Annotated in this window: 24 protein-coding genes; 8 read left to right on the top strand and 16 right to left on the bottom strand. The window is 68.1% G+C overall.

Annotation, left to right across the window (positions count from 1 at the left end; all coding sequences use genetic code 11):
• Window positions 1-41: 41 nt before the first annotated feature.
• Window positions 42-1,049: an adenosine kinase gene (locus K2X73_RS13310; RefSeq protein WP_294111599.1), complete on the bottom strand. Its 1,008-nt coding sequence runs from the start codon at window positions 1,047-1,049 to the stop codon at window positions 42-44.
• Window positions 1,050-1,115: 66 nt separating this feature from the next.
• On the opposite strand from K2X73_RS13310, the gene K2X73_RS13305 reads away from it, so the two are divergent.
• Window positions 1,116-1,478 (top strand): hypothetical protein, encoded by a 363-nt coding sequence (locus K2X73_RS13305; protein ID WP_294111597.1) that lies wholly within the window; start codon window positions 1,116-1,118, stop codon window positions 1,476-1,478.
• A 21-nt stretch (window positions 1,479-1,499) separates the two neighbouring features.
• Here K2X73_RS13305 and K2X73_RS13300 read toward each other — a convergent pair whose 3' ends face one another.
• The 9 genes from K2X73_RS13300 to K2X73_RS13260 form a co-directional block, all read right to left on the bottom strand.
• A complete protein-coding gene (locus tag K2X73_RS13300) occupies window positions 1,500-2,882 on the bottom strand; it encodes a UdgX family uracil-DNA binding protein (RefSeq protein ID WP_294111595.1) in 1,383 nt (460 codons plus the stop codon).
• Window positions 2,882-4,123, bottom strand: a complete 1,242-nt coding sequence (locus tag K2X73_RS13295; RefSeq protein ID WP_294111594.1) for a putative DNA modification/repair radical SAM protein — start codon at window positions 4,121-4,123, stop codon at window positions 2,882-2,884. The genes K2X73_RS13300 and K2X73_RS13295 overlap by 1 nt, the downstream gene beginning before the upstream one ends.
• A gap of 80 nt (window positions 4,124-4,203) precedes the next feature.
• Complete coding sequence (locus K2X73_RS13290; protein WP_294111592.1) at window positions 4,204-4,662, bottom strand: hypothetical protein; 459 nt, start codon at window positions 4,660-4,662, stop codon at window positions 4,204-4,206.
• Between the two features lie 26 nt (window positions 4,663-4,688).
• Window positions 4,689-5,222 (bottom strand): demethoxyubiquinone hydroxylase family protein, encoded by a 534-nt coding sequence (locus K2X73_RS13285; protein ID WP_294111590.1) that lies wholly within the window; start codon window positions 5,220-5,222, stop codon window positions 4,689-4,691.
• Window positions 5,219-5,689: a disulfide bond formation protein B gene (locus K2X73_RS13280; RefSeq protein WP_294111589.1), complete on the bottom strand. Its 471-nt coding sequence runs from the start codon at window positions 5,687-5,689 to the stop codon at window positions 5,219-5,221. Before K2X73_RS13280 ends, K2X73_RS13285 begins: the two co-directional genes overlap by 4 nt.
• On the bottom strand, window positions 5,686-7,098 hold the full coding sequence (locus K2X73_RS13275) for a S41 family peptidase (protein ID WP_294111588.1): 1,413 nt from the start codon (window positions 7,096-7,098) through the stop codon (window positions 5,686-5,688). The genes K2X73_RS13280 and K2X73_RS13275 overlap by 4 nt, the downstream gene beginning before the upstream one ends.
• Before the next feature lie 82 nt (window positions 7,099-7,180).
• A complete protein-coding gene (locus K2X73_RS13270; RefSeq protein ID WP_294111587.1) occupies window positions 7,181-8,320 on the bottom strand; it encodes a peptidoglycan DD-metalloendopeptidase family protein in 1,140 nt (379 codons plus the stop codon).
• A 4-nt stretch (window positions 8,321-8,324) separates the two neighbouring features.
• Window positions 8,325-8,747: a 23S rRNA (pseudouridine(1915)-N(3))-methyltransferase RlmH gene (locus K2X73_RS13265; protein WP_294111586.1), complete on the bottom strand. Its 423-nt coding sequence runs from the start codon at window positions 8,745-8,747 to the stop codon at window positions 8,325-8,327.
• Window positions 8,748-8,812: 65 nt separating this feature from the next.
• Window positions 8,813-9,205: a helix-turn-helix domain-containing protein gene (locus K2X73_RS13260; protein WP_294111584.1), complete on the bottom strand. Its 393-nt coding sequence runs from the start codon at window positions 9,203-9,205 to the stop codon at window positions 8,813-8,815.
• Window positions 9,206-9,354: 149 nt separating this feature from the next.
• Between K2X73_RS13260 and K2X73_RS13255 the strand changes: the two genes are divergently transcribed.
• The 3 genes from K2X73_RS13255 to K2X73_RS13245 all read left to right on the top strand — a co-directional run bounded on the left by K2X73_RS13255 (window position 9,355) and on the right by K2X73_RS13245 (window position 11,902).
• On the top strand, window positions 9,355-10,011 hold the full coding sequence (locus tag K2X73_RS13255) for a glutathione S-transferase family protein (protein ID WP_294111583.1): 657 nt from the start codon (window positions 9,355-9,357) through the stop codon (window positions 10,009-10,011).
• A 256-nt stretch (window positions 10,012-10,267) separates the two neighbouring features.
• Window positions 10,268-11,365, top strand: coding sequence for a hypothetical protein (locus K2X73_RS13250; protein WP_294111581.1), 1,098 nt, complete (start codon window positions 10,268-10,270; stop codon window positions 11,363-11,365).
• 138 nt (window positions 11,366-11,503) lie between these two features.
• Window positions 11,504-11,902 carry a hypothetical protein gene (locus K2X73_RS13245; RefSeq protein ID WP_294111579.1) on the top strand — a complete coding sequence of 133 codons (399 nt, stop codon included), beginning with the start codon at window positions 11,504-11,506 and terminating at the stop codon, window positions 11,900-11,902.
• A gap of 71 nt (window positions 11,903-11,973) precedes the next feature.
• Here the strand turns inward: K2X73_RS13245 and K2X73_RS13240 are convergent, their stop codons facing one another.
• The 3 genes from K2X73_RS13240 to K2X73_RS13230 form a co-directional block, all read right to left on the bottom strand.
• Window positions 11,974-12,705 (bottom strand): DUF1223 domain-containing protein, encoded by a 732-nt coding sequence (locus K2X73_RS13240; protein WP_294111578.1) that lies wholly within the window; start codon window positions 12,703-12,705, stop codon window positions 11,974-11,976.
• Between the two features lie 117 nt (window positions 12,706-12,822).
• Complete coding sequence (locus tag K2X73_RS13235; protein ID WP_294111576.1) at window positions 12,823-13,464, bottom strand: DUF1109 domain-containing protein; 642 nt, start codon at window positions 13,462-13,464, stop codon at window positions 12,823-12,825.
• 5 nt (window positions 13,465-13,469) lie between these two features.
• The gene (locus tag K2X73_RS13230) at window positions 13,470-14,009 is read right to left on the bottom strand and encodes a sigma-70 family RNA polymerase sigma factor (RefSeq protein ID WP_294111575.1); all 540 of its coding nucleotides are present in this window, start codon (window positions 14,007-14,009) and stop codon (window positions 13,470-13,472) included.
• Between the two features lie 246 nt (window positions 14,010-14,255).
• Between K2X73_RS13230 and K2X73_RS13225 the strand changes: the two genes are divergently transcribed.
• Together K2X73_RS13225 and K2X73_RS13220 are read left to right on the top strand one after the other, a co-directional pair.
• Window positions 14,256-15,452 carry an acetyl-CoA C-acyltransferase gene (locus tag K2X73_RS13225; protein WP_294111573.1) on the top strand — a complete coding sequence of 399 codons (1,197 nt, stop codon included), beginning with the start codon at window positions 14,256-14,258 and terminating at the stop codon, window positions 15,450-15,452.
• Window positions 15,453-15,555: 103 nt separating this feature from the next.
• On the top strand, window positions 15,556-16,320 hold the full coding sequence (locus K2X73_RS13220) for a hypothetical protein (RefSeq protein ID WP_294111571.1): 765 nt from the start codon (window positions 15,556-15,558) through the stop codon (window positions 16,318-16,320).
• A 134-nt stretch (window positions 16,321-16,454) separates the two neighbouring features.
• Here the strand turns inward: K2X73_RS13220 and K2X73_RS13215 are convergent, their stop codons facing one another.
• Window positions 16,455-17,660 carry a bifunctional alpha/beta hydrolase/OsmC family protein gene (locus tag K2X73_RS13215; RefSeq protein ID WP_294111569.1) on the bottom strand — a complete coding sequence of 402 codons (1,206 nt, stop codon included), beginning with the start codon at window positions 17,658-17,660 and terminating at the stop codon, window positions 16,455-16,457.
• Window positions 17,661-17,950: 290 nt separating this feature from the next.
• On the opposite strand from K2X73_RS13215, the gene K2X73_RS13210 reads away from it, so the two are divergent.
• Together K2X73_RS13210 and K2X73_RS13205 are read left to right on the top strand one after the other, a co-directional pair.
• A complete protein-coding gene (locus K2X73_RS13210) occupies window positions 17,951-18,889 on the top strand; it encodes an ABC transporter ATP-binding protein (protein WP_294111567.1) in 939 nt (312 codons plus the stop codon).
• Window positions 18,886-19,656 (top strand): ABC transporter permease, encoded by a 771-nt coding sequence (locus tag K2X73_RS13205; RefSeq protein ID WP_294111565.1) that lies wholly within the window; start codon window positions 18,886-18,888, stop codon window positions 19,654-19,656. The genes K2X73_RS13210 and K2X73_RS13205 overlap by 4 nt, the downstream gene beginning before the upstream one ends.
• 133 nt (window positions 19,657-19,789) lie before the next feature.
• Here K2X73_RS13205 and K2X73_RS13200 read toward each other — a convergent pair whose 3' ends face one another.
• Window positions 19,790-21,628, bottom strand: coding sequence for a CocE/NonD family hydrolase (locus tag K2X73_RS13200; protein ID WP_294111563.1), 1,839 nt, complete (start codon window positions 21,626-21,628; stop codon window positions 19,790-19,792).
• A gap of 273 nt (window positions 21,629-21,901) precedes the next feature.
• Complete coding sequence (locus tag K2X73_RS13195; RefSeq protein ID WP_294111562.1) at window positions 21,902-22,291, bottom strand: hypothetical protein; 390 nt, start codon at window positions 22,289-22,291, stop codon at window positions 21,902-21,904.
• Between the last annotated feature and the right edge of the window lie 22 nt (window positions 22,292-22,313).

Here is a 22,313-nt window from a genome sequence, read left to right as displayed (position 1 = left end):
CCGCGAAGACGCTAGGCGCCGTCGCGGCCTGGTGTGAAACCCTAAACCGCCGCTCCCAGCTTTTCCGCCGCCAACGCCTTCAGATCGACCTGCGGCCGCGCCCCGACATGGCTGATGATCTCCGCCGCGCAAATCGCGCCCAGCCGCAGCGATTGTTCGAGCGACATCCCGCGCGCCTGGCCATGCAGGAAGCCGGCGGCGAACAGATCGCCCGCGCCGGTCGTGTCGACCACCCGCTCGATCGGCTCGGCGGCGACCACCGCGCTTTCGCCGCGGGTGATCGCGAGCGCGCCCTTTTCCGAGCGCGTGACGACAAGCGTCGGCACCAGCGGCGCAATCGCGGCGAGCGCGGCCTCGAAATCATCTAGCTCGGCGAGCGCGAGCAGTTCGTTCTCGTTGGCGAACAGAATGTCGACCAGCCCGTCGCGCAGCAATGCGCGGAAATCGCCGCCATGGCGGCTGATGCAGAATACGTCGGACAAGGTGAACGCCACCCGCCGCCCGGCACCGCGCGCGATCTCGATCGCGGCGCGCATCGCCGCGCGTGGCTCCTCGGGGTCCCACAGATAGCCTTCGAGGTACAGGATCGCGCCTTGCTCGATCAGCGCGCGGTTGAGCGCTACGGCCGGCAGGAACTGCGAAGCGCCGAGGAAGGTGTTCATGGTCCGCTGGCCATCGGGCGTCACGAAGATCAGGCAACGCGCGGTCGCCGGCTCGCCGGCGCGCGCGGGTGTGTCGAACGCGACTCCGATCGAGCGGATGTCGTGCGCGAACACCTGGCCGAGCTGATCGTCGGCGACCTGGCCGATAAAGCCGCATTTGCCGCCAAGCGCGGCGATCCCCGCGACCGTATTTGCCGCGGAGCCACCGCTGGCCTCGATCCCCGGACCCATCTTGGCATAGAGCGCATCGGCCTCGGCTGGAGAGAAGACGAGCTGCATCGAGCCCTTGGTCATGCCTTCCTGGGCGATGAAGGCATCGTCGGCATGGGCGAGAATGTCGACGATCGCATTGCCGATCGCGACCACATCGAAGGTGGCTTGGCTCACTTAAGTCTCCCTAAAGGCGTTGCGCTCGCCTAATGGTGCATGGACGATGGCGCAACGGGGTGTGCGATGCGGATTTTACCGGTGATGCTGTTGCTCGGCGGCTGCGCGACTGCCGTGGTGCCGCCCCCCGCACCGCAGCGCGCGGCGCCGGTGCCCTTGCCGACGGTGAGCCGTGCCGGGCTCGAACGCGTGCTGGGCTCGACCGCGCCCCAGCTCACCGCGCTGTTCGGCAAGCCCGATGCCGACGTGACCGAAGGGCCGGGGCGCAAGCTGCAATTCGCCGGGCCGATCTGTGTGCTCGATGCCTATCTCTATCCCAAGGGCAGCACGAGCGTGGTGACGCATGTCGACGCGCGCCAGCCCGACGGCGCGCCGATCGACCGCGCGAGCTGCGTCGCCGCGCTCACCCGGCGGTCCGGCGGGAAGTAGCGCCCGAGCCTCGCGGCCGCCTCACTCCAGCAGCCCAGCCGCCGCGCGCAAATCCGCGACGAAGCGAGTATATTCCTCCTCGGCCCGCGCGCGGTCCTCGATCCGCAGCAGGAAGCTGGGGTGGACCGTGATCCAGCCGGTGCCCCCCTCGGCGAGTTCGAATGCCCGCCCGCGCTCGCGCCCGATCGTTACCGCGCGGCCGAGCAGCGATCGCGCCGCGGTCGCGCCGAGCATCACCGTCACCTTGGGGCGCAGCAGCAGGCGTTCCTGCTCGATCCACCAGCGGCACGCCTCGATCTCCCCCGTGTCGGGCTTGGCGTGGATGCGCCGCTTGCCGCGCGGCTCGAACTTGAAATGCTTGACCGCGTTGGTGACATAGGCGCGCGCTCGGTCCACCCCAGCCTCGGCCAGCGCGCGATCGAACAATTGCCCTGCTAGACCGACGAAAGGGCGCCCGGCCAGATCTTCCTGGTCGCCCGGCTGCTCGCCGACGAACATCAGCGGTGCATCTACTGGCCCTTCGCCGAACACCATCTGCGTCGCGGGCTTGTAGAGCAGGCAGCGGGTGCAGCCCTTGCCCTCGTCGCGCAACGCCTCCCACGCTGCTTGCAGATTGTCACCCGGCTGAGCGCGCGCCGCCTCGATCATTCTCGCCTCCCGCGCCTGCGCGCCCGCGATCAACTGCGGCACCAACGCGGTTTCGGGCATGTTTTTCCAATATTTCTTGGGCATCTCCTTCAGCATCGCGCCGATCTTCACGCGGGCGGGGTTGAAGATGCTGGCGTAATAGCTGCCCCATAGCGCCTCGACAGGATCGTCCTGCGGCGCGTCGCCGCGCTCGGCGCCGGGCCCTTCGCGTAAAGCCCCGTCCCAATGGAGCGAGATTTCGGGCGTCAGGATCGACCAGGTAAGCGCGGCGAAGCGGTTGACGAAGAAGCGTGCGTTTGCGCGGACGATGTGATGCTCGGGCTCGAACCAGGCGACGAAGCGAGTCTTCTCGCCCTCGGCCACTTCGCGGAAGCGCAGGAAAGCGCGCATCTTGTGGATGTCGCGCCGAACCGCCTTGGCGAGTTCCTCCGCGCGACGCACCTGCGGATCGGCCCGGTCTTCGAGCAGCTTGTTATTGTCCTGGAGGCGCAGCAGCAGCGCGTAGAGCAGGCCGAAGCGTTCGGGATCGCGGTGAAGGATGGTGTTCTGCCCCAGATCGATGAAGCCGCGCGGCACGGTGAGGTTGGCGCCCGCCGGAACCTCATGCGCTTGCGCTTCGCCCGCGAACAGATCGGCGGGCGCGCCTTCGATCTGCCACACTACCTCGCTCGGCGGCACCCGTTCGATCGCGAGCGCGCGCGCCGCTTGACGCCAGCCGTCGAAGTCGTCGGCTGCTGAGAGATGGGCGGTGCGCATCAGGCGAACAGTTCGAGCTGCGCCGCCTTCGGCGCGACCAGCGGCTTCAACTCGGCGCAATCGGTGAGTGCGCCGGGGTGCCAATCCTCGGCGACGATGAACGGGCGGAGCTTCGTGACTGACACCGTCAACCGCGCGACATCCTCCAGCCGCAACCGTCGCCACCGCCGCGCGGCGAGGATCGCGTTCACCGCCTTCACCCCCAATCCCGGCACGCGCAGCAGCAGCGCGCGATCGGCGCGGTTGATGTCGAGCGGGAAGAGCGCGCGGTGCTTCAGTGCCCAGGCGAGCTTGGGGTCGATGTCGAGCGGCAACATGCCCGCGGCGTCCGCCGCGTCGGCCACCTCGTCCGGCCGGTAATCGTAGAAGCGCATCAACCAGTCGGACTGATAAAGCCTATGCTCGCGCATCAAGGGCGGGCGCTGGAGCGGCAGCACGGCGGACGCATCCGGGATCGGGCTGAACGCCGAATAATAGACGCGGCGCAGGCCGAACGCGCCGTAAAGCCCCGCCGCCCGCGCGACGATGTCGCGATCGGTCGCTGCGTCCGCGCCGACGATCATCTGGGTCGATTGACCGGCGGGGGCAAAGCGCGGTGCCGATTTGAAGCGTTTCTTCGCGTCCTTGGTGTCGACGATCGCCGCTTTCATTCCCGCCATCGCACCCTCGATGCGCGGGGCCGATTTGTCGGGCGCGAGCCGGGCGAGGCCGGCGATGGTTGGCAGTTCGACATTGATCGAAACGCGATCGGCGTGAAGCCCGGCTTGGCGGATCAATTCGGGATCGGCGTCGGGGATCGTCTTCAGATGAATGTAGCCTCGAAAATCATGGTCTTCGCGCAGTGAGCGCGCGACTTCGACCAATTGCTCCATCGTATAATCGGATGATCGGATGATACCGGAGCTAAGAAACAGCCCTTCAATATAGTTGCGCTTATAAAAAGCGAGCGTCAGCTGCACCACTTCCTGCGCCGTGAACCGCGCCCGGCGAACGTTCGAGCTTTTGCGATTGATGCAATAATGGCAATCGAAAATGCAGCTGTTGGTCAGCAATATCTTCAGTAGGCTGATGCAGCGGCCATCCGGCGCATAGGCGTGGCAGATCCCCATGCCCTCGGTCGATCCCAGTCCCTTGCCGTCGCGCGAATGGCGCTTGGCGGTCCCTGAAGAGGCGCAACTCGCGTCATATTTGGCGGCGTCCGCCAGAATCTCGAGCTTTTCCCGGGTGCTGAGCTGCGCCATTCGTTCGATATATGTTCGCTGACAGGCGAAGTCGAGCGGGGCGCGCCGTTCACGGTGCGCTAAAGCACCAAGGCAAACGCTCAGTTCGGCGTGATCGCCGCTTCCTCGCGCGATTGCTCGGCGGCGCGTTCCTTGTTCTCCTTGCGCGCGCGGACGAATTGCTGGTTGGCGCAGCCAATGATGCCGCCGGCGCCCACCGCCGAGCAGCTGCCGATCCCGACCTGGCCCTGATCGACTACGTCGCGGCTGCGTGCCGCCCAGGCTTCATATTCGGGCTTGATCGAGCCTTCGCGCAGGTTCTTCGGGATGCGGAACTGCTCGCTGGCATTCAGCCGCACGCACACGGTGACTTCGTTGCCATTGGCGTCGACCGGGCATTTCTGCTCGCCGTAGAGATAGGTGACGCCGTTGATCGGCGCGTCGGGGGTCGAGCCTTGGTTGGCGCTCGGGCGAGGGGCGACCGGCAAGGTAGGGCCGTTGGTCTGCGCCGCGGCGATCCCCGGCGCAAGCAGCAGGGCAAGAACAGCAAGCTTCTTCATAACCGCTCCTTTGCGCGCACCGCGCTTCAAATCCGTTTCGATGCCTCGATCGCGACCCGGCAGCCGAGCCGGATCAACCCCGATAGAATGGGATAGGCCGGCGCCCGTTCCGCGCCCGCGGCGAGCGCGGTTTCGCGATGCTCGACCTCCTCGGCCTGGAATTCGCGGATCGCGTCGGCCAGCTCGGGGTCGTCATCGCCCAGCTGCGCTAGCTGTTCGGCATAATGTTTGTCGATCTCGGTCTCGATCGCGGCGGTGCAGGCCATCGCCGCCTCGGGCCCCAGCGCCGCCGTCACCGCGCCGAGCGCGAAGCCCGCGACGTTCCAGAACGGCTGGAGCGCGGTTGGCCGCACCCCGCGTTCGGCGATCATGCGATCGAAGAACTGGCGGTGCCGCGCTTCCTGGTGCGCCATCCCGGCGATCTCGCGCGCGGCCTGGCCGCGATCGCCCATCACCGCGAGCTGCCCGGCATAGATGCGTGTCGCGCCATATTCGCCCGCCTGATCGACGCGGATCATTGCATCGATCCGCCGCTTGGCGTCGCCCGGCTTCCAGCTCATGCCTGCCTCCCTTTCGCGAGCAGTGCCAATATGGTGGCCCCGCCGGCAAGCGAAAAGAGCGCGTTGAACCCCGCGAGCGAAATCGGGCCAAGCGTCCACTGCGGCGCGTCGCAGCGCACGATCGGCGCGTTGAGGATCTCGCTCAGCGCGTCGCTGCCATGGCTCGCCACCCTTGAGCAGGGGGTGATGCCCTGCCACCAATGATATTCGACCCCGGCATGGAATACGCCGATCGCCCCGCTCGTCAGGATCGCGAAGGCGGCAAGCGCGACGAGCACGCCGCGCGCCGGGCGCGGGGCGACGAACGCCAGCAGCGCCAGCACGATCGCGACATAATGCGGCCAGCGCTGCCAGTGGCACATCTCGCACGGGTAAAGCCCGCCGATGAACTGCGCGCCGAGCGCGCCGGCCATGAGCGCGGCGGGCACGGCGAGCGCGAGCGAACGGGCCGTGACGACGCCGCTCACTTGTTCGGCGCCGCTCCGGGGCCGGGCTCGACCTTCACCGGATTGGCGGGCGGCGAGAGTTCGGCACGGCCGGGATTGGGCGTGCCGAGCTTGGCGATCATCGCCACCTGGGTCGGTCCGCCGAGCCGGGCGAGCGTCTGCAGCGCGTAATAAAGCTGATAATCGTCGATATTCTTCGCCTTCAGCGCGTCGGGCGTCTCGGCGAAGCGCGGATCGGGCTTGCCGTCATCCTCGATCAGCTTGTTGTCGACCTTGGCGGTGTTGAGCAGGTGGCGGCGCAGATCGTCCTCGCGCACCACCGGGCGGTTCTTGTAATCGGCATCCGAAAGCTGCGGCACGGGCAGATCGGGATCGATCCCGCCTTCCTGCACCGATCGGCCGGAGGGGGTGTAGTAGCGCGCCGTCGTCAGCCGCACATCGGTTTTGGGGCCAAGCGGCAGCAGCGACTGGACCGAGCCCTTGCCGAAGCTGCGCTCGCCCTGGATCACCGCGCGGTGATGGTCCTGCAAGGCGCCGGCGACGATTTCCGAGGCGCTCGCGGTGCCGGCATTCACCAGCACGACCAGCGGCGCGCCGCCGGTCGCGTCGCCCGGGGTGGCGGCGTAGCGCTGAATGTCGAGCTTGTCGCGTCCGCGCTGCGAGACGATCTCGCCGTGATCGAGGAACACATCGGCGACCGAGACCGCTTCGTTGAGCAGCCCGCCGCCATTGTCGCGCAGGTCGATCACATAGCCCAGCGGATCGCGCCCGAGCTGCTTCTTGATACCCGCCACCGCGTCGCGGACGTAACGCCCGGTGCCGTCTGAGAAAGTGGTGATGTTAATCACCCCGATCTCGCCCTTTACTTCCCAATTGACCGGCTTGAGGGTGATGACCTCGCGCGTCAGGGTTAGCTGGATTGGCTTGTCTAGCCCCTTGCGCACCACGGTAATCGTCACTTTGGTGCCGGGCTTGCCCCGCATCTGCGCGACCGCTTCATCGCGCGTCAGCCCATAGACGAACTTGCCGTCGACATGGGTGATATAATCACCGGATTTTACCCCGGCACGCCAGGCGGGCGTGTCCTTTTGCGGGGTAACGACCTTGACGATCCCGTCTTCCATCGTGATCGACAGGCCGAGCCCGCCATAATTGCCCTCGGTCTGGATGCGCAGATTTTCGTAATCGGCGCCGTCCTCGTAACTGCTGTGCGGATCGAGCGCGGCGAGCATCCCCTCGATCGCGCCCTTCACCAGCACCTTGTTGTCGACCGGATCGACATATTTGGCTTTGACGAGGTTGTAGACGTCCATGAACTGGTCGAGCTCACGGTAGCTGTCGGTCTCGACCTGGGCGAGCGCGCCGGTGGTGACGGGGATGAGCGCCAGCGCGGCGACGGTCGCGGTGGCTTGCAGCAGGACACGGGACATAAGGCACTTTCATTACGCCGTTTGGCCGGTTGTAGCGCGGCTTCGCGCGTGAAGAAATGGGGAATGGCGGACGCGAAGTGCCTCACCCCAGCAGCCGTGTGAAATCGACCGGCCGGTCGCGGCGGCGCAGCTCGATCGTCACTTGCGGCGTGCCGGCGGCGGGCGCGGTGCCGAGCGCGGCGCCTTGGGTCAGCCGATCGCCCGGCTGGGTGCCCGTGGCGCCCAGCCCGGCGATCAACGTGCTCCAGCCGCCGCCATGATCGAGGATCACGACCAGGCCATAGCTGCGAAAGGCGCCGACGAAGCGCACCCGCCCCGCCGCCGGCGCGACGACGCGCGCACCGGGCGCGACTTGCAGCGTGATCCCTCGCGCGCGCGCGCCCGAATCGGCGAGCTCGCCGAGCCCCGCCACCACTTGCCCCGCCACCGGCAGGCGATACGGTGCGCCCGCCGGCCACAGCTGTTCAGCCTTGCTCTCCGGGCGGGGCAGCGGCTCGCCGAGCGCGGCGAGGCTGGCGGCGGTCGCGGCGCTGCGCCGATCGACGCTCATCTGGTCGACCAGATCGCGCGCCGCCTCACCCAGCGCGATCGCGCGGTCCGACTCGCCGAGCGCGGCGCGGCCGAGCGCGCGCGATTTCAGCCGGTGTTCGGCCTCGAGCTCGACCAGCGCGAGCCGCCGCGTCTCAAGCCGGGCGCGACTGTCGGCGAGCGCGCGGACGGCGACCGCCTCGCCCGCCTCGAGCGTGCGGGTGCGCGCGAGCTGCTCGCGCAGCACGGCGGTGCGCGCGCGCACCACCGGCGCGACCGAGCCGAGCACCGCGCGGACATGGACCAGATCCTCGACCGTGCCCGGCTGCACAAGGCTGACGACGGTTGGGCGACCAGCAAGCGATTGCAGCGCCGCGATCAGCCGGACGATCGGCCCCTGGCGCTCGGCGACCGCCTGGCGCTGCTCGCGCAGTCGGTCGCGGAGCAGCGCGATCCGGGCCTGCGCGGCGGCGATATCGGCGCGCGCCTGCTCGACCTGCGCCTTGAGCGCGGCTTCCTCCTGCGCCGCCTTGCGCGCGGCATCGCGCTCGGCGGCGGCGGCCTTGGCGAGCGTGTCGGCGCGCTCCTGCGCGGCCGCAGACTGGCGCTTTGCCGCATCGAGCCGGCGCACGAACTCCTCGGGAGCGGCCGCGCCCAAGGAGAGGCCGGCACCGATCAGCAGCAGGCGTCGCACCCGCCTATCCTTCGCGGTGATAGGGGTGGTTGGCAAGGATGCTCGTCGCCCGATAGAGCTGCTCGGCGAGCATCGCGCGCGCCAGCAGGTGCGGCCAGGTGAGCCGCCCGAACGAGAGCAGCAGATCGGCCTCGGCACGCTCGGCATCGCTGAAACCGTCCGCCGCACCGATCAGGAAGCGCGCCTCGCGCACCCCCTCGTCGCGCCAGCGGCCGAGCTGCTCGGCGAAGGCTCTGGAACCGAGCATCGCCCCGGTCTCATCGAGCAGCACGCGCTTGATGCCCGGCGCGAGCGGCGGCGCGCGCCCGCCGGTGTCGGGCAGTTCTGTGACGCGCGTCGGCCAGGCGATGCGCTGGAGATAACGCTCGACCAGCTCGGCCTCGGACGACCGCCCGATCCGCCCGCGCGCGACGATGTGGAGCAGCATGGGGCATCATCTATCAGGGAGCGCGGGGTAGGGACAGGCTTTGGCCCGCACCTGGCCGGTCGTGTTCAGTCCAGCATCCGATCGAGCAACGCCGCGAGCTGCGCTGCCGCCGCATCGTCCCCCAGCGGTGCGCCGACATGCCGGGCGATCGCGGCGCGGTACGTCGGCCACATCGCCGCGCGCAGTGCCGCTCCGGCCGCGGTGATCACCACGACTTGCCCACGCTTGTCCTGGGGGCAGGGGCGGCGCTCGACCAGCCCCGCCGTCGCCAACCGATCGAGCAGGCGCGACACATTATGCTGCTCCAACAACAGCCGATCCTCGAGCTGCAGCGGTCGCAGCCCGGCTGGGCCCGCGCGCTCCAGCTCAAGCAGCGCATCATACCATTCGAGCGGCGGCAATTTCGCGGCCTTCAAGTCGCCGCGGATCGCCTGCAACGCAGCGCGTTGGGCGCGCATCAGCCGGGTCCAGGCGCGGACAACGGCAGGAGTGGGATCCGAGGAAGGCATAATGGCAATCTAGCATTCAATGCAATTGCATCAACCTTGAACCGAGATTGTCGGCACCTATTTAAATGCACCTGCATTCAACGCTGCCGGAGAGTTCCATGACCTCGCTCAAGCTCGTTTCGTTCGATTTGTGCCCTTATGTACAGCGCGCCGCGATCGTGCTCGCCGAGAAGGGCGTGCCGTTCGAACGTATCACGATCGACCTCGCCGACAAGCCCGACTGGTTCATCGCTCTCTCGCCGCTCGGCAAAGTGCCACTGCTGCAGATGGGCGAGGCGGTGCTGTTCGAAAGCGCGCCGATCGTCGAATATCTGGATGAGGTGTACGCGCCCCGGATCCACCCCGCCGCCGCCCTCGATCGCGCGCGCCATCGCGCCTGGATCGAGTTCGGCTCGTCGATCCTCGCCGATCTCTGGACGTTGGAGACGACCAAGGACGACGCGGTGTTCGCGCAGAAGATCGCGGTGCTGAAGGGCAAGTTCGCCCGGATCGAGGCCGAGTTGGGCGCGGGGCCGTTCTTCGCGGGCGATGCCTTCAGCATCGTCGACGCGGTGTTCGCGCCCGTGTTCCGTTACTTCGACTTGTTCGACGCGATCCGCGATCTCGGCGTGTTCGATGGTCTGCCGCGCATCCGGGCATGGCGGGCGGCGCTGGCGGCACGACCATCGGTGCGGGGCGCGGTTGTGCCTGATTACGCCGATCGCCTGCGCGCCTTCCTGCGCAAGCACGACGGCGTGATCGCGCGGGGGCTGTAACACGCTTCCCGGCGCCCTCCCTCCCCGCGTCAGCTGCCGCCAAACCCGCCCGACGGACGCCCGACGTCCGAATGTATCAGTCGCGTAACGCCGCTTGCTACGGTTGCGACATCACCGCGCTACCGCTCCGCGCCAGGACGTCGAACAACGTGATGACCGGTCGGGTCGGGCGGCGAGACAAGCGGCAACGGCGCCAAGCGTGGGCAAGCATCTCGACTCTCGGTTTTCCGGCTGCGGTGAATTCGAGGAGGGATGCGTGTTACTGATAATGATGTCCGCGGCGGCAATGATGGCGATGGCGGCGGCGCCTGACAAAGACCTGTGTGCCGTCGCCTCGCAGGTCACGCAGGGGCGAGCCTGCGTGCAATCGAAAGACGGCATCGCGATTTCGGACGATGCCAACCGTGCCCGCCAGTTGTTGGGCTATGCCGATGCGGGCGCCACGCGCTTCCGCACACGCTTCAACCGCGAGCCGCTGCCATTCGCGGTCGTCGAAACCAATGACGGCAAGGTTGCCGGCGCGACGTTGGCCGGTCTGAAGGCGGCGGGATTCGGCGCGGTGCTACCCTGGCTGTCAGCCGCGGGTTTCCAGACCCAGATCGAAGCATCGGTACGCCGCGCGGTGGAGGCGCAAACCGCCGGTCTTTCCAGCGAGGCGCGGGAAGCCGTCGTGCAGCAGGCGCTTGCCCAAGTCGCGAGCAAGCCGGTGCCCGCCGGGCGAGATGCGGGGGCCGTGCCGCATGAACTGGGCCATATCTGGTATGCGGAGGCATATTGGCCGGGCCAGGTCCGCGAAGGCGGCCACTATGGCGCCCCTGGGCCCGACTGGATGGATGAAACGGCGGCGGTGCTGATGGAAACGGCGGAATTCGCCGCCGATCGGACCAAGCAGTTTGGCGAGCTTTACAACAAGCTCCGCAAGGATCGCGCGCTCGACAAGGCGCCGGACAATGAACTGGTGGACCTTCCCCGCTTCTTCGCGTCGAGCCACCCCGGCGTCGCGCGCGGCAAGGCGATGGTCAACGAGATCAAGAAGGGCTTGGGCGATACGCCGCAAGACGGAATCGTCATCCGCGCCAGCACCGGGCCCGAGGCGGAGAAGTTCGCGGCGGTGGCGGCGCAATATTATCTGCAAGCTACCTTGGTCGCCGAATATCTGATCGCGCGCACCGGCGATTCGGCAGTGTTCGCCAGGATCGGCGCCGCGTTCGGGCGCGGGGAAACAATGGGGCAGTGGCTCGCCAATTTGGAGCCCAAGGGGCAGCTCCCCCGCTCGATCGCGGCTTTGCAGGCCGATTGGCTCCGCTGGCTTGATCAGCGCTTTCCCTTGGAGGGCAGCAAGCCGGCGGCGTGATGCGCCAAGGGGGGCGTGCCTGCGTGCCAACCCCTCGGCCGCATCGCTGCCGCTGACCGACCAGGCTTCGGCGCGAAGCTAAGCCACCCCAGACCAACCGCCGCTGCGCTGGGGCAGCTAAAAACCAAGGTCAATATCATGAAGAAGATCATCATTATCGTGATCATCATTTTCGCCGGAACGTCGTCGGCGGCATTGGGGCAGCGTGCCGTTGCCGCGTCGGCCGTGCCGACCCTTGGCGCCTGGCTTGAGCGCGATAATGCCCTTGCCCAGAACGCGAATGCTGATCCGCAGGGCACCAAGCTGCAGGCATTGCATCGGGAAATCGTGAACGCGCTGGTGGCGGCGCAGGCGGGCGATGATGCCAATCAGGCGGTGGGGCGTCCTTCCACCTCATGCCGGCAGACGAGCGGCCCGTCGCAGCTCACCGCCGAGGAGATCGGCAAATGGCTGCGGGCGCGGCCCAAAGCCGACCATGGATTGCCGTTGACCGAACTGATGAAGACGTTTCTTCGCGAACGCCTGAAGTGCCAGTAAGGTAACGCGGTCGCTCGGGCCAACCAGTCTTGCGCCCCCGAAAAGGGGTGAAACGGGGGCGCAAGTTCCGGTTAGATCTTGGCGGCCGAGAGGATCGGGCCGCCCTTCCCGTTCTGCACCAGCACGGCGGTCTTCAGTCCGGCGGGCGCGGCGGGCAGGGCGAAGCTCTGCGCCTTGCCGGTCCAGGTGCCGACATTGACCAGTTGCTTGACGATGTTGCGGTGGGGGATAGTGACGCCTTCATTCTCGCCGCCACGCACCGCGACGTCGAGCGTGCGGGGATCATAGCGCACCACCCACACGGTCGCCTTGGCCGCGTTGCCAGCGCCGATCTCGACCTTGCCGCCTTCGGCCTTGATCGCCGGGCCATCCTTGCGAACATTGCGCGCGATCGCCGCGTTCAGCTCGCCCTCGCGGCTACCGAGCACCGCGTCATGGCCATTCACGATCACTTGGGGCGTCGCGACCACCGGACGGCCGGCGCTGTGGGCATAATCCCATTGGCGCGCGGTGTAGCTGGGATTGGCGAACGTGTCCTTCCAGCCGAGATCATCCCAGTAAGTGACCGCGAACGACAGCGGGATCACGTCGTTGCGGTCGGCGAGGCGGTTGACGACCTTGTCCGCCGGCGGACAACTCGAGCAGCCCTGGCTCTGATAGAGCTCGACCACCACCGGATGCGCCGGATCGCCTGCCTGCGCGACTTGGGTCTGGCCCTTGGCCTGCGGGGCCACGGGGTTGGCGGTCGCGCCCGAGCAGGCGGCGAGCGCAAGGGCAGAAGTGAGGGCGAGAAGCGAGCGCATCGGTGAAGCTCCTGAAATTAGCGAAGGCCATCGCGCCTTCTGCTAGCCATTTCGTCCCCCGTGCGGGCGGCGTTACACCGGTCCGCCGCTTTTTTATTCCTGGAAGTTGGCGCGGCGCTACCAGCGCAGCAGCCGTGGCCCCGCCAGCGCGCCGATCAGCCCCGAAAGCACGATCCCCAGCGTGTACCAGGTGACGACGAAGGTCGCGGTCACTTCGTTGCAGTGGAGCGCGTAGAGCGTGGCGGAAGCCGCCCCCGCCGTCAGCCCCAGCGCGGCGCCGGCGGTGCGCAGGCGGGTCGGCGCCAGGCGACGGAAGGCCCATAGCAGCCCCGCGAAGATCGGTAGCGAGAGCAGGCTGACCCCCGCCATGCACTTCCAGTTGCTGTGCCCCATCAGCATCGCCATGCGGTGATCGGCGGGCGCGATCGCGAGCTCCACCGCCGAGCCCGCGAGCAGCAGGCCGAAGGGCAAGGCGAGCAGCCAGGCCGAGCGCCAGGGCGGCGATTCGGGGCGGGCGGCGCGCAGCACCGCGAAAATCGCGATCACGCCCAGCGAGGCCGAATAGCCCCATTTCATCCAGAAATGGCCCTGCATCATCGCGCCCGGCAGATCGCTGCGCAGCCCCAGCGCCAGCGCGACCAGCGCGAAGGTGGCGGCGGCGCCGAGCAACAACCCGGCGAACACGCGCCGTTCGGCCATGTGCGGTGGCACCCGCGGCGTATCGGCGGCGAGCGCCTGGATCAGGTCTTCGGTGCGCATCAGCGTCATTTGCCCTTCAGCCGTGCCGCCAGCGCTTTCAGCCCGCGGTGCACGGAAACTTTCACATCGGCCTCGCTGATGCCCTGGGCTTCCGCCGCCTCGGCAACACTTTGGCCGTCGATCTTGGTCCGGCGGATCGCCTCGGCCTGCTTGGGGCTGACTCCCTCGAGCAGTGCGTCCACGTCCAGCCGAGCGCTGGCCGCTTCCTGATAGCCTTCGGCCACCAGGATTTCGGCCAGATCCTCGAACGGCACCGTCTGTTTCATGCGGCGGAAATGATCGATCATCTTGTAGCGGGCGACCGCATAGGCCCAGGCCGCGAACGGCCGGTCACGGTCATAGCTGGCGCGCCGTGTGTGAATGGCGATCAGCGTTTCCTGCACCAGATCCTCGACATCATCCGCCGCCCCCCGCAGGCGGCGCGCGAAAAAGGATCGCAGCATCGGCAAAAGCGCGGTGAGCAACGCATTCTGGGCGGCCGCGTCGCCATCCAGGCCACGCACCATCCAGGCTTTGAGCTGGTCCTCGCTCGTCCTTCGCTGCACTCCCAATGACGCCATTCGCTGCGTGCGCTCCCCCGGTTACATCCGGCCGACAAGTTTTTTTGCATATCGCGGTTGGGCGGGAATGTAACCTCCGGTGCGCTTGCTGCGGATACCCAGTGTGACCCGCCCTTGTGCCTCCCGGGGTCACCGGACGGTGGCAGCGTAATTCGCCGCCGTCCGTCAAGGGAGGTTGCCCTCGCTACCATGGTCGCTATCGCTAGCGAAAACTAGCAGGAGAGGGTCAAGATGCGCGAAGCCGCGATCGTCAGCACCGCCCGTACCGCGATCGGCAAGGCCTATCGCGGCGCGTTCAACATCACCGAAGCGCCGGTGCTCGCCGGGCATGTGATGAACGCCGCGGTGGCGCGTGCCGGGATCGACCCCGCCCGGATCGACGAAGTTTTCTGGGGCGTCGGCAACCAATGGGGCACGCAAGGCGGGAATGCCGGGCGGATGGGCGTGTTCGCCGCCGGCTTGCCGCTGTCGGTGCCGGCCTTCACGCTGGACCGGAAATGCGGCTCGGGGCTGACGGCGATCGCGCTCGCCGCGCGCTCGATCATCTGCGACGAGATCGATGTCGCGCTCGCCGGGGGCATGGAATCGATCAGCTTCACGGTGACGAAGGACGCGCCGCGCTACGTCAACCAGTCGGTCACCGCTCAGGTGCCCGCCGCCTATGCGCCGATGATCGAGACGGCGGAAATCGTCGCCGAGCGCTATGGCATCAGCCGCGAGGCGCAGGACCGTTATGGCGCGCAGAGCCAGCAGCGCGCCGCGCGCGGGCTGGAGACGGGCGCCTTCGCCGAGGAGATCGTGCCGATCACGGTGACGCGGGCGCTGCTCGACAAGGAGGGCAACCGGATCGGCGAGGAGCAGGTGACGGTCAGCCAGGACGAGGGCATCCGCCCCGGCACGAGCTATGAGGCGCTTGCCGGGCTGAAGACGGTGTGGCCGGGCGGCGCGTTCAGCGGCCCGGGCGCGAACGTCACCGCCGGCAATGCCAGCCAGCTTTCCGACGGCGCCTCGTGCCAGCTGGTGATGGACCGCGCGACCGCCGAGGCCGAGGGGCGCGAAATTCTGGGGATTTACCGGGGCTTCCAGTCCGCCGGCTGCGCGCCCGACGAGATGGGCATCGGCCCGGTGTTCGCCATTCCCAAGCTGCTCGCCCGCGCCGGGCTGTCGGTGAGCGACATCGGGCTGTGGGAGCTGAACGAAGCCTTTGCCTCGCAATGCCTTTATTGCCGCGACCATCTCGGCATCGATCCTGAGAAATACAACGTGAACGGCGGCGCGATCGCGATCGGCCATCCCTTTGGCATGACCGGCTCGCGGCTGGTCGGCCATGCGCTGATCGAGGGGCGCAAGCGCGGGGTGCGCTGGGTGGTGGTGTCGATGTGCACCGCCGGTGGCATGGGCGCGGCGGGGCTGTTCGAGATCGTCTAAGCAATTCAACCAGCACAATTAAACACCGTCCCCGGCGCGAGCGATCGACGCAAGCGTGCCAAGCCGCCTTTTACCCGCCACATCGCCCGGCTAGGCGCGCTGGGTGCGGTTTCGAGTCGAGCAGGATGAAGGCTGGTGGCGGCGGCGGGGCGCGGGGTTTCTCCTCGCGATCGCGGTCGAGGCGTTGCTGCTGCTCGCGCTGCTCACGCTCGCCTGGCCGACCCGGCCGCCGCGCTTCAAGGGGGAGGCCGCCAAGACCTTCGAGCTCGCCAATGTCGATGACGACGCCGCCCCCGCGACCCGGCAGAACAGCCGCCGCCAGCCCCGCGCGCGCGCTGCCAAGCCCGTCCGGGACACCGCCAAGCCTGCGCCGAGCCCGCCCCGGGCAACGCCATCCCCGCCCGAGCCGCTCGGGGACATTCCCGGGCTGATCCGTCTGACGCGCGAGGATTTCGCCGCCGGCGACATCGGCAAGATCAAGCGCGCGCCCGGCCCCGCCCCGGGCACGGCGCCCGACCAACTCGCCGATGCGGAAGGATCGGGCGACTCCAGGCCGATCGGCAACGCCCCCAATGGCGAGCCGCTCTACGCCGCCGAATGGTTCCGCGAGCCGCGCGACGCCGAACTTTCGCCCTACATCGCCAAGGCGCGCGGGGTGCCCGGCGGCTGGGGGTTGATCGCCTGCCAGACGGCGCCGCGCTACCGGGTGGAGAATTGCCAAATCCTGGGCGAGTCCCCGGCGGGATCGAGCCTTGGCTATCAGGTTCAGCAGGCGGCGTGGCAGTTCCAGGTGTTGCCGCCGCGCAAGGGGGGCAAGCCGCTGATCGGCGCCTGGGTGCAGATCCTGATCAAGCTGCGGCAGGGGTAAAGCCCAAATCCTCCCCGTTCACGGGGAGGGGGACCGCCGGCCTTTGGCCGGTGGTGGAGGGGGCTCCGCTATTTGCCCGCCCCCTCCACCATCGCTTCGCGATGGTCCCCCTCCCCATTTCATGGGGAGGATATTCATTCAACCAGCCGCGTCTTGATCACGGGATGGTTCTCCAGCGTGCGGTGGACCGGGCAGCGATCGGCGATCCCCAGCAGCCGCGCGCGCTGGGTGTCGCTCAGCGCGCCGACCAAGGTGATGTCGCGGGTCAGCACGTCGATCTTGGGCTTGCCCTCGCCGGTTTCGGCGCAATCCTCCGAATGGCAGCGTTGGTGTTGCAGCTCGATCGAGACGCCCTTGAGCGGAATCGCCTCGCGGTCCGCGACCAGCTTGATCGTCATCGCGGTGCAGGTGCCGAGCGCCGAGAGCAGCAGATCATAAGGGGTCGGGCCGAGATTGGCGCCACCAACCCGCAGCGGCTCGTCCGCCAGGAAGCTGTGCCCCGAACTCTCGACGATCGAGGTAAACTTGGCGTCGGTGGTCGTCACCCGCACCCGGCCCTCCTCGGGCGCGTCGGCGGCGACGGCGGGGGGGAGATAAGGCTCCACCCAGGTCGCGATCATCGCCGCGGCATAGGCGGCGGGCGCGGGCTGGGTGAGCAGATGGTCGGCGCCGTCGAGCGACACGAAGCTCTTGGGGTGCTTGGCGGCGGCGAAAATCTCGCCGGCATTTTCCAGCCCCACGGTGGCATCGGTCGGCGCGTGGAGCACGAGCAGCGCGCGCTTCAGCCGCGCGAGCCGCGCCGCCTGGTCCTGCCCCTCGACCGCGTGCAGGAAAGCGTCGCTCACCTGGAAGGGACGGCCGCCGATCGTCACCTCGGCCTGGCCCTGGGCACGCACCGCCGCGATCTGATCGCCCAATTGATGCAGCACATGCGCGGGATCGAACGGCGCGCCGATCGTCACCACCGCCGTCGCCTCGGGAATATGTTCGGCCGCCGCGATCACCGCCGCGCCGCCCAGCGAATGGCCGATCAGCACCGCCGGGGCGCCGATGTCGCCGCGTAGGAAATCGGCCGCCGCCACCAGATCCTGCACATTCGCCGCGAAATGGCTGTCGACGAAGCTGCCGCCCGATTTGCCGAGCCCGGTGAAATCGAAGGCGAGCGTCGCGATGCCATGCTCGGCGAGCGCCATGCCGATCCGCCGCGCGCCATGGCTCGCGCTGGTGCAGGTGAAGCAATGCGCGAACAGCGCGACCGCGCGCACCCGCCCCGGGGGCAGTTCCAGCCGGCCGGCCAGCCGCGTGCCTTGGGCATTGGTGAACTCGACATCGCGGCGCATGGGCTACTCTCCTATCGCCGCAAGGCTATCGGCGCCCGCCGCGCCGGTCTAGGAAGATTCGAACCCGGCGCGGACCCTGGGCCGCGTGGTCGCCCGAACCGGCGTAGGCCGCCCCGCGACACCCAACGTCCTCCCCGGCGAAGGCCGGGGTCCAGCATCGCGCGCTTCGCCATTCCGACGCCGAACGATCGACCGCGCCGCCGCTGGGCCCCGGCCTGCGCCGGGGAAGGGCGGTGGTCCTCCCCGCGCGGCGGTTCTCATCCCGCGCGGGATCGGCTAAGGCGCCGCCGGTGGAACCGATACTCGCGATCAGCGGCCTCACCAAAACCTATGCCTCGGGCCTGACCGCGCTCGACGGCGTCGACCTCACGATCGACCGGGGCGAGATTTTCGCGCTGCTCGGCCCGAACGGCGCGGGCAAGACGACGCTCATCTCGATCGTCTGCGGCATCGTCACGCCCAGCGGCGGCAGCGTGCGGGTGGCCGGGTTCGACATCGCCCGCGACTATCGCCAGGCACGCTTCCGCACCGGGCTGGTGCCGCAGGAGCTTTCGACCGACGCGTTCGAGCGGGTGATCGACACGGTGCGCTTTAGCCGCGGATTGTTCGGCCGCCGCCGCGACGATGCGGTGATCGAGCAGCTGCTGACCGATCTGTCCTTGTGGGACAAGCGCGACAGCAAGATCATGGCGCTTTCCGGGGGCATGAAGCGCCGGGTGCTGATCGCCAAGGCGCTGGCGCACGAGCCCGAACTGCTGTTCCTCGATGAGCCCACCGCCGGCGTCGATGTCGAGCTGCGGCGCGACATGTGGCGGCTGGTGCGGGGCCTGCGCGCGCGCGGCACCACGATCATCCTCACCACCCATTATATCGAGGAGGCCGAGGAGATGGCCGATCGGGTGGGGGTGATCCTGAAGGGCCGGCTGATCCTGGTCGAGGAAAAGACCGCGCTGATGAAGAAGCTCGGCAAGCGCACGCTCACGGTGTCGCTCAGCGAGCCGCTTGCCGCGGTCCCGCCCACGCTCGCCGCCTGGGGGCCGGTGCTGAAGGCCGAGGGGACCGAGCTCGAATATGTGTTCGACGCCGCCGCCAGCGAACGCCCCGGCGTCGCCGGGATGCTGCGCGCGCTGAGCGACGCCGGGATCGGCTATAAGGACTTGAACACGCAGCAAAGCTCGCTCGAGGACATCTTCGTCGGGCTGCTCCAGGGCGAGGGGGCGCGGGCATGACCGGGATCAACTGGCTCGGCATCTGGGCGGTGTATCGCTTCGAACTCGCGCGCTTCCGCCGCACGCTCGCGACGAGCCTGCTGACGCCCGTGATCACCACCTCGCTTTATTTCGTCGTGTTCGGATCGGCGATCGGCGGGCGGATCAACCTGGTCGACGGCATTCCCTATGCCGCGTTCATCGTGCCCGGGCTGATGCTGCTCTCGATGCTGACCGAGGGCATCGGCAATGCGAGCTTCGGCATTTATCTCCCCAAATGGTCGGGCACGATCTATGAGCTGCTCTCGGCGCCGATGTCGCCGGTGGAAACCGTGATCGCCTATGTCGGCGCGGCGGCGACCAAATCGATGATCCTGGGGCTGGTGATCTTCGTGACCGCGCATCTGTTCGTCGCGCTGCCGATCGCGCATCCCTTCTACATGGTGGCGTTCATGGCGCTGACCGCGATCACCTTCTGCCTGTTCGGCTTCGTGCTCGGCATCTGGGCGAATAGTTTCGAGCAGCTGCAGATCATCCCGCTGTTGGTGATCACCCCGCTCACTTTCCTGGGCGGCACCTTCTATTCGATCTCGATGCTGCCGGCGGCGTGGCAGAAGCTCGCGCTGCTCAACCCCATCGTCTATCTGATCTCGGGCTTTCGCTGGACCTTTTTCGGGCGCGGCGACGTGTCGATCGGCTGGAGCCTAGGGGTGACGGGGCTGTTCCTGCTGCTGTGCCTGGGGACGGTCGGCTGGATTTTCCGGACCGGGTGGCGGCTGAAGAGTTGAGCGATAAGCCCCTCCCCTTGGGGGAGGGGTTTGGGGTGGGGCGAGCAGCGCTGGACCGCCCCTGAACGGACCCACCCCAACCCCTCCCTGCCAGGGAGGGGCTTGGGCGAGACATGCGCCTTCCGGCGCGCTCCTACCGCACCACCGGCAGGATCACCTTCGATCCCGCGCACACCTTCTGCTCGGCGCGGACATAATCCTGGGGCTGGGCCTTGGCGATGTTGGGCACGAATTTCTGCGGGTTGCGGTCGATCACCGGGAACCAGCTCGATTGCACCTGCACCATCAGCCGGTGGCCCTTCTTGAACACATGGTCGTGCGCGCGCAGCGGCACCTCCCAGCGCGTCACCTGGTTGGGGACGAGCGGCGCGGGCCTGGTGTCGCTCGCCAGATACCGGCCGCGCCGCACCTCCATCGCGATCGGCAGCTGATAGCCGTTGAGCTGCGTCGTATAGGCGCCGAGCGGCGCGGCCTGACCGAGCTGCTCGTAATCGTCGGGGAACACGTCGATCAGCTTCACCACGAAGTCGCTGTCGGTGCCGCTCGTCGCCGCCTGGAGTTCGGCGAGCACCGCCCCCGTCACCGTCAGGTCGGCGTCGAGCGGGGCCGAGACATAGCTCAGCACATCGGGCCGCCCGGCGACGAAGCGCTGGTCGGCCGCCTCCCACCAGCGCCATTCGGGGCGCGGATAAGTGGGCGAGATCGGGCGGGCGCGGAACGGCACCGGGTTGGCCGGGTCCGACACATAGCCGCGGCACCCCTCGCCCGCCGCCGGGGCGGTGAAGCTCAGCGCGCCATCGGCGTGGAGGTAGAGCGCGGTCGGCTTGGCCTCGGCGAGCGGCCAGCGATCATAGCGCTTCCACACCCAGCTCCCCGATTGGAAGCTGTTGACCAGCCCCCCCGGCCGCTCGCCCTGGCCGTGCAGCCAATAGCGGAAGAAGGGCGCCTGGATCTCCTCGACGAAGCGGGTCGAGCTGTCGACCTTATAGTCGATCGGCCCCAGCTTGTGCTCGCCGGGGCGGCTCCAGGTGCCGTGCGCCCAGGGGCCGACGACGAGCTGCGAGAGATTGTCGGGATCGTTCTGGCGCTGCTTGGCGAAGATCTGCCAGCTGCCCCAGGGGTCTTCCTGATCCCAGAAGCCGGCGACGTTGAGCGTCGGCACGGTCGTCTTGCCCAGCGCGTCGGACCAGCGCTGGCGGGTGTAGAAGGCGTCGTGATCGGGATGCTCGATCAGCGCGCGGATCATCGCGCTCTTGCCCTGCACATAGCGCTTCTCGATATCGGCGAGCGAGCCCGCGCGCAGGAAGAAATCATAGGTGTCGATCGTGTCGTAGGTGAACTCGGCGTTGGTCTTGTCCGCCTGGAGCGAGAACACCCAATCGGTGATATAGCTCAGCCGCGCCGCGCCCCAGCGGTGGAGATCGTCATTCTGCCAATAGTCGATCCAGGCCGCCTGCGGGCTGGTCGCCTTCAAGGCCGGGTGCGGCTTGGCGAGCGGGATCGCGGCGGCGAAACCGGGATAGCTGATCCCCCACATCCCCACCCGGCCGTTATTGCCGGGCACGTTCTTCACCAGCCAGTCGATCGCGTCATAGGCGTCGGTCGCCTCGTCCGGGCCATTGGGGGTGAGCCCGGTCGACAGGGTGAAGTCGCCGTCGGACTTGAAGCGGCCGCGCATCGACTGGAAGACGAAGATGTACCCGTCCTTGACCAGCGCCTCGAAGCTCTTGGGCACGCTCGGCAGCGGGCCGCCGGGCACGCCATAGGGGGTGCGCTGGAACAGGATCGGCAGCGGACCCTTCGCGTCCCTGGGGCGCAGGATCACCGTCTGCAGCCGGGCGCCGTCGCGCATCGGCACCATCACTTCCTCGAAGGTGAAGGGCGATTGCTGCGCCGCGCTCGTCGTCTGGGTTGGCGCCGCCGCCGGGATGGCGAGCGCCAGCGCGAGCGCGGCGAAGGATGTGCGGATCATGGCGTTTCCCCCTTTGGACCCGCCGGTGATGCCCCAACTGGCAGCGCGGGGAAAGCCCAAGCCCAGGTTTGAAGAAGGCGCACGGCGCCTTCTTCAAGGCGGCTCCGGCCCGCTCCCCCACCCGGCCACCCAACGGCAGTATCATGTGGGTGGCCGGGTGGGGGAGCAACGGGTCGGCCATGCCCCCGGCATGGCCTGAACAGCGCGGGTCGCTGTTCACCCGGTGCTGGCTGGTGCGGCAAAATGCGCCCTCAGCGCATTTTCAGGCAAAGCCTATCCCACCGGGGGCGGCACCAGCCCGATCGCTTTCATCACCGCGGCCTCCGCCAGCATCGCGGCCAGCCAGTAGGCGCAGTCGCCGATCAGCCGGCCGGCCGCGACGCCGCGATACGCGCCGGACAGCGCCACCGCCGGCGCGACGAACCCCGCCCAGATCACCGCCGCGCTCGCCAGCGCCATCACCCAGGGATCGGCCTTGGGCGGGGCGAGGATCAGCGCGCCGGCGAGGATCGCGGCGAACCAGAAATGCGCGACGAGCGCGGTGAGCGCGACGCCCGGCCCGATCCGCCCGCCGCCCCCCAGCCGATGCCAGCCGAGCCCAAGCAGCAGCGCCAGCAGCGTCGCCATGCCGATCGGCAGCAGATTGAGGACGATATAGATCATCGCGCCATCCTCGCTATCACGC

The organism is Sphingomonas sp. (assembly GCF_019746665.1).
Taxonomy (GTDB): domain Bacteria; phylum Pseudomonadota; class Alphaproteobacteria; order Sphingomonadales; family Sphingomonadaceae; genus Sphingomonas.
This window is presented reverse-complemented; position numbering and strand designations above follow the sequence as displayed.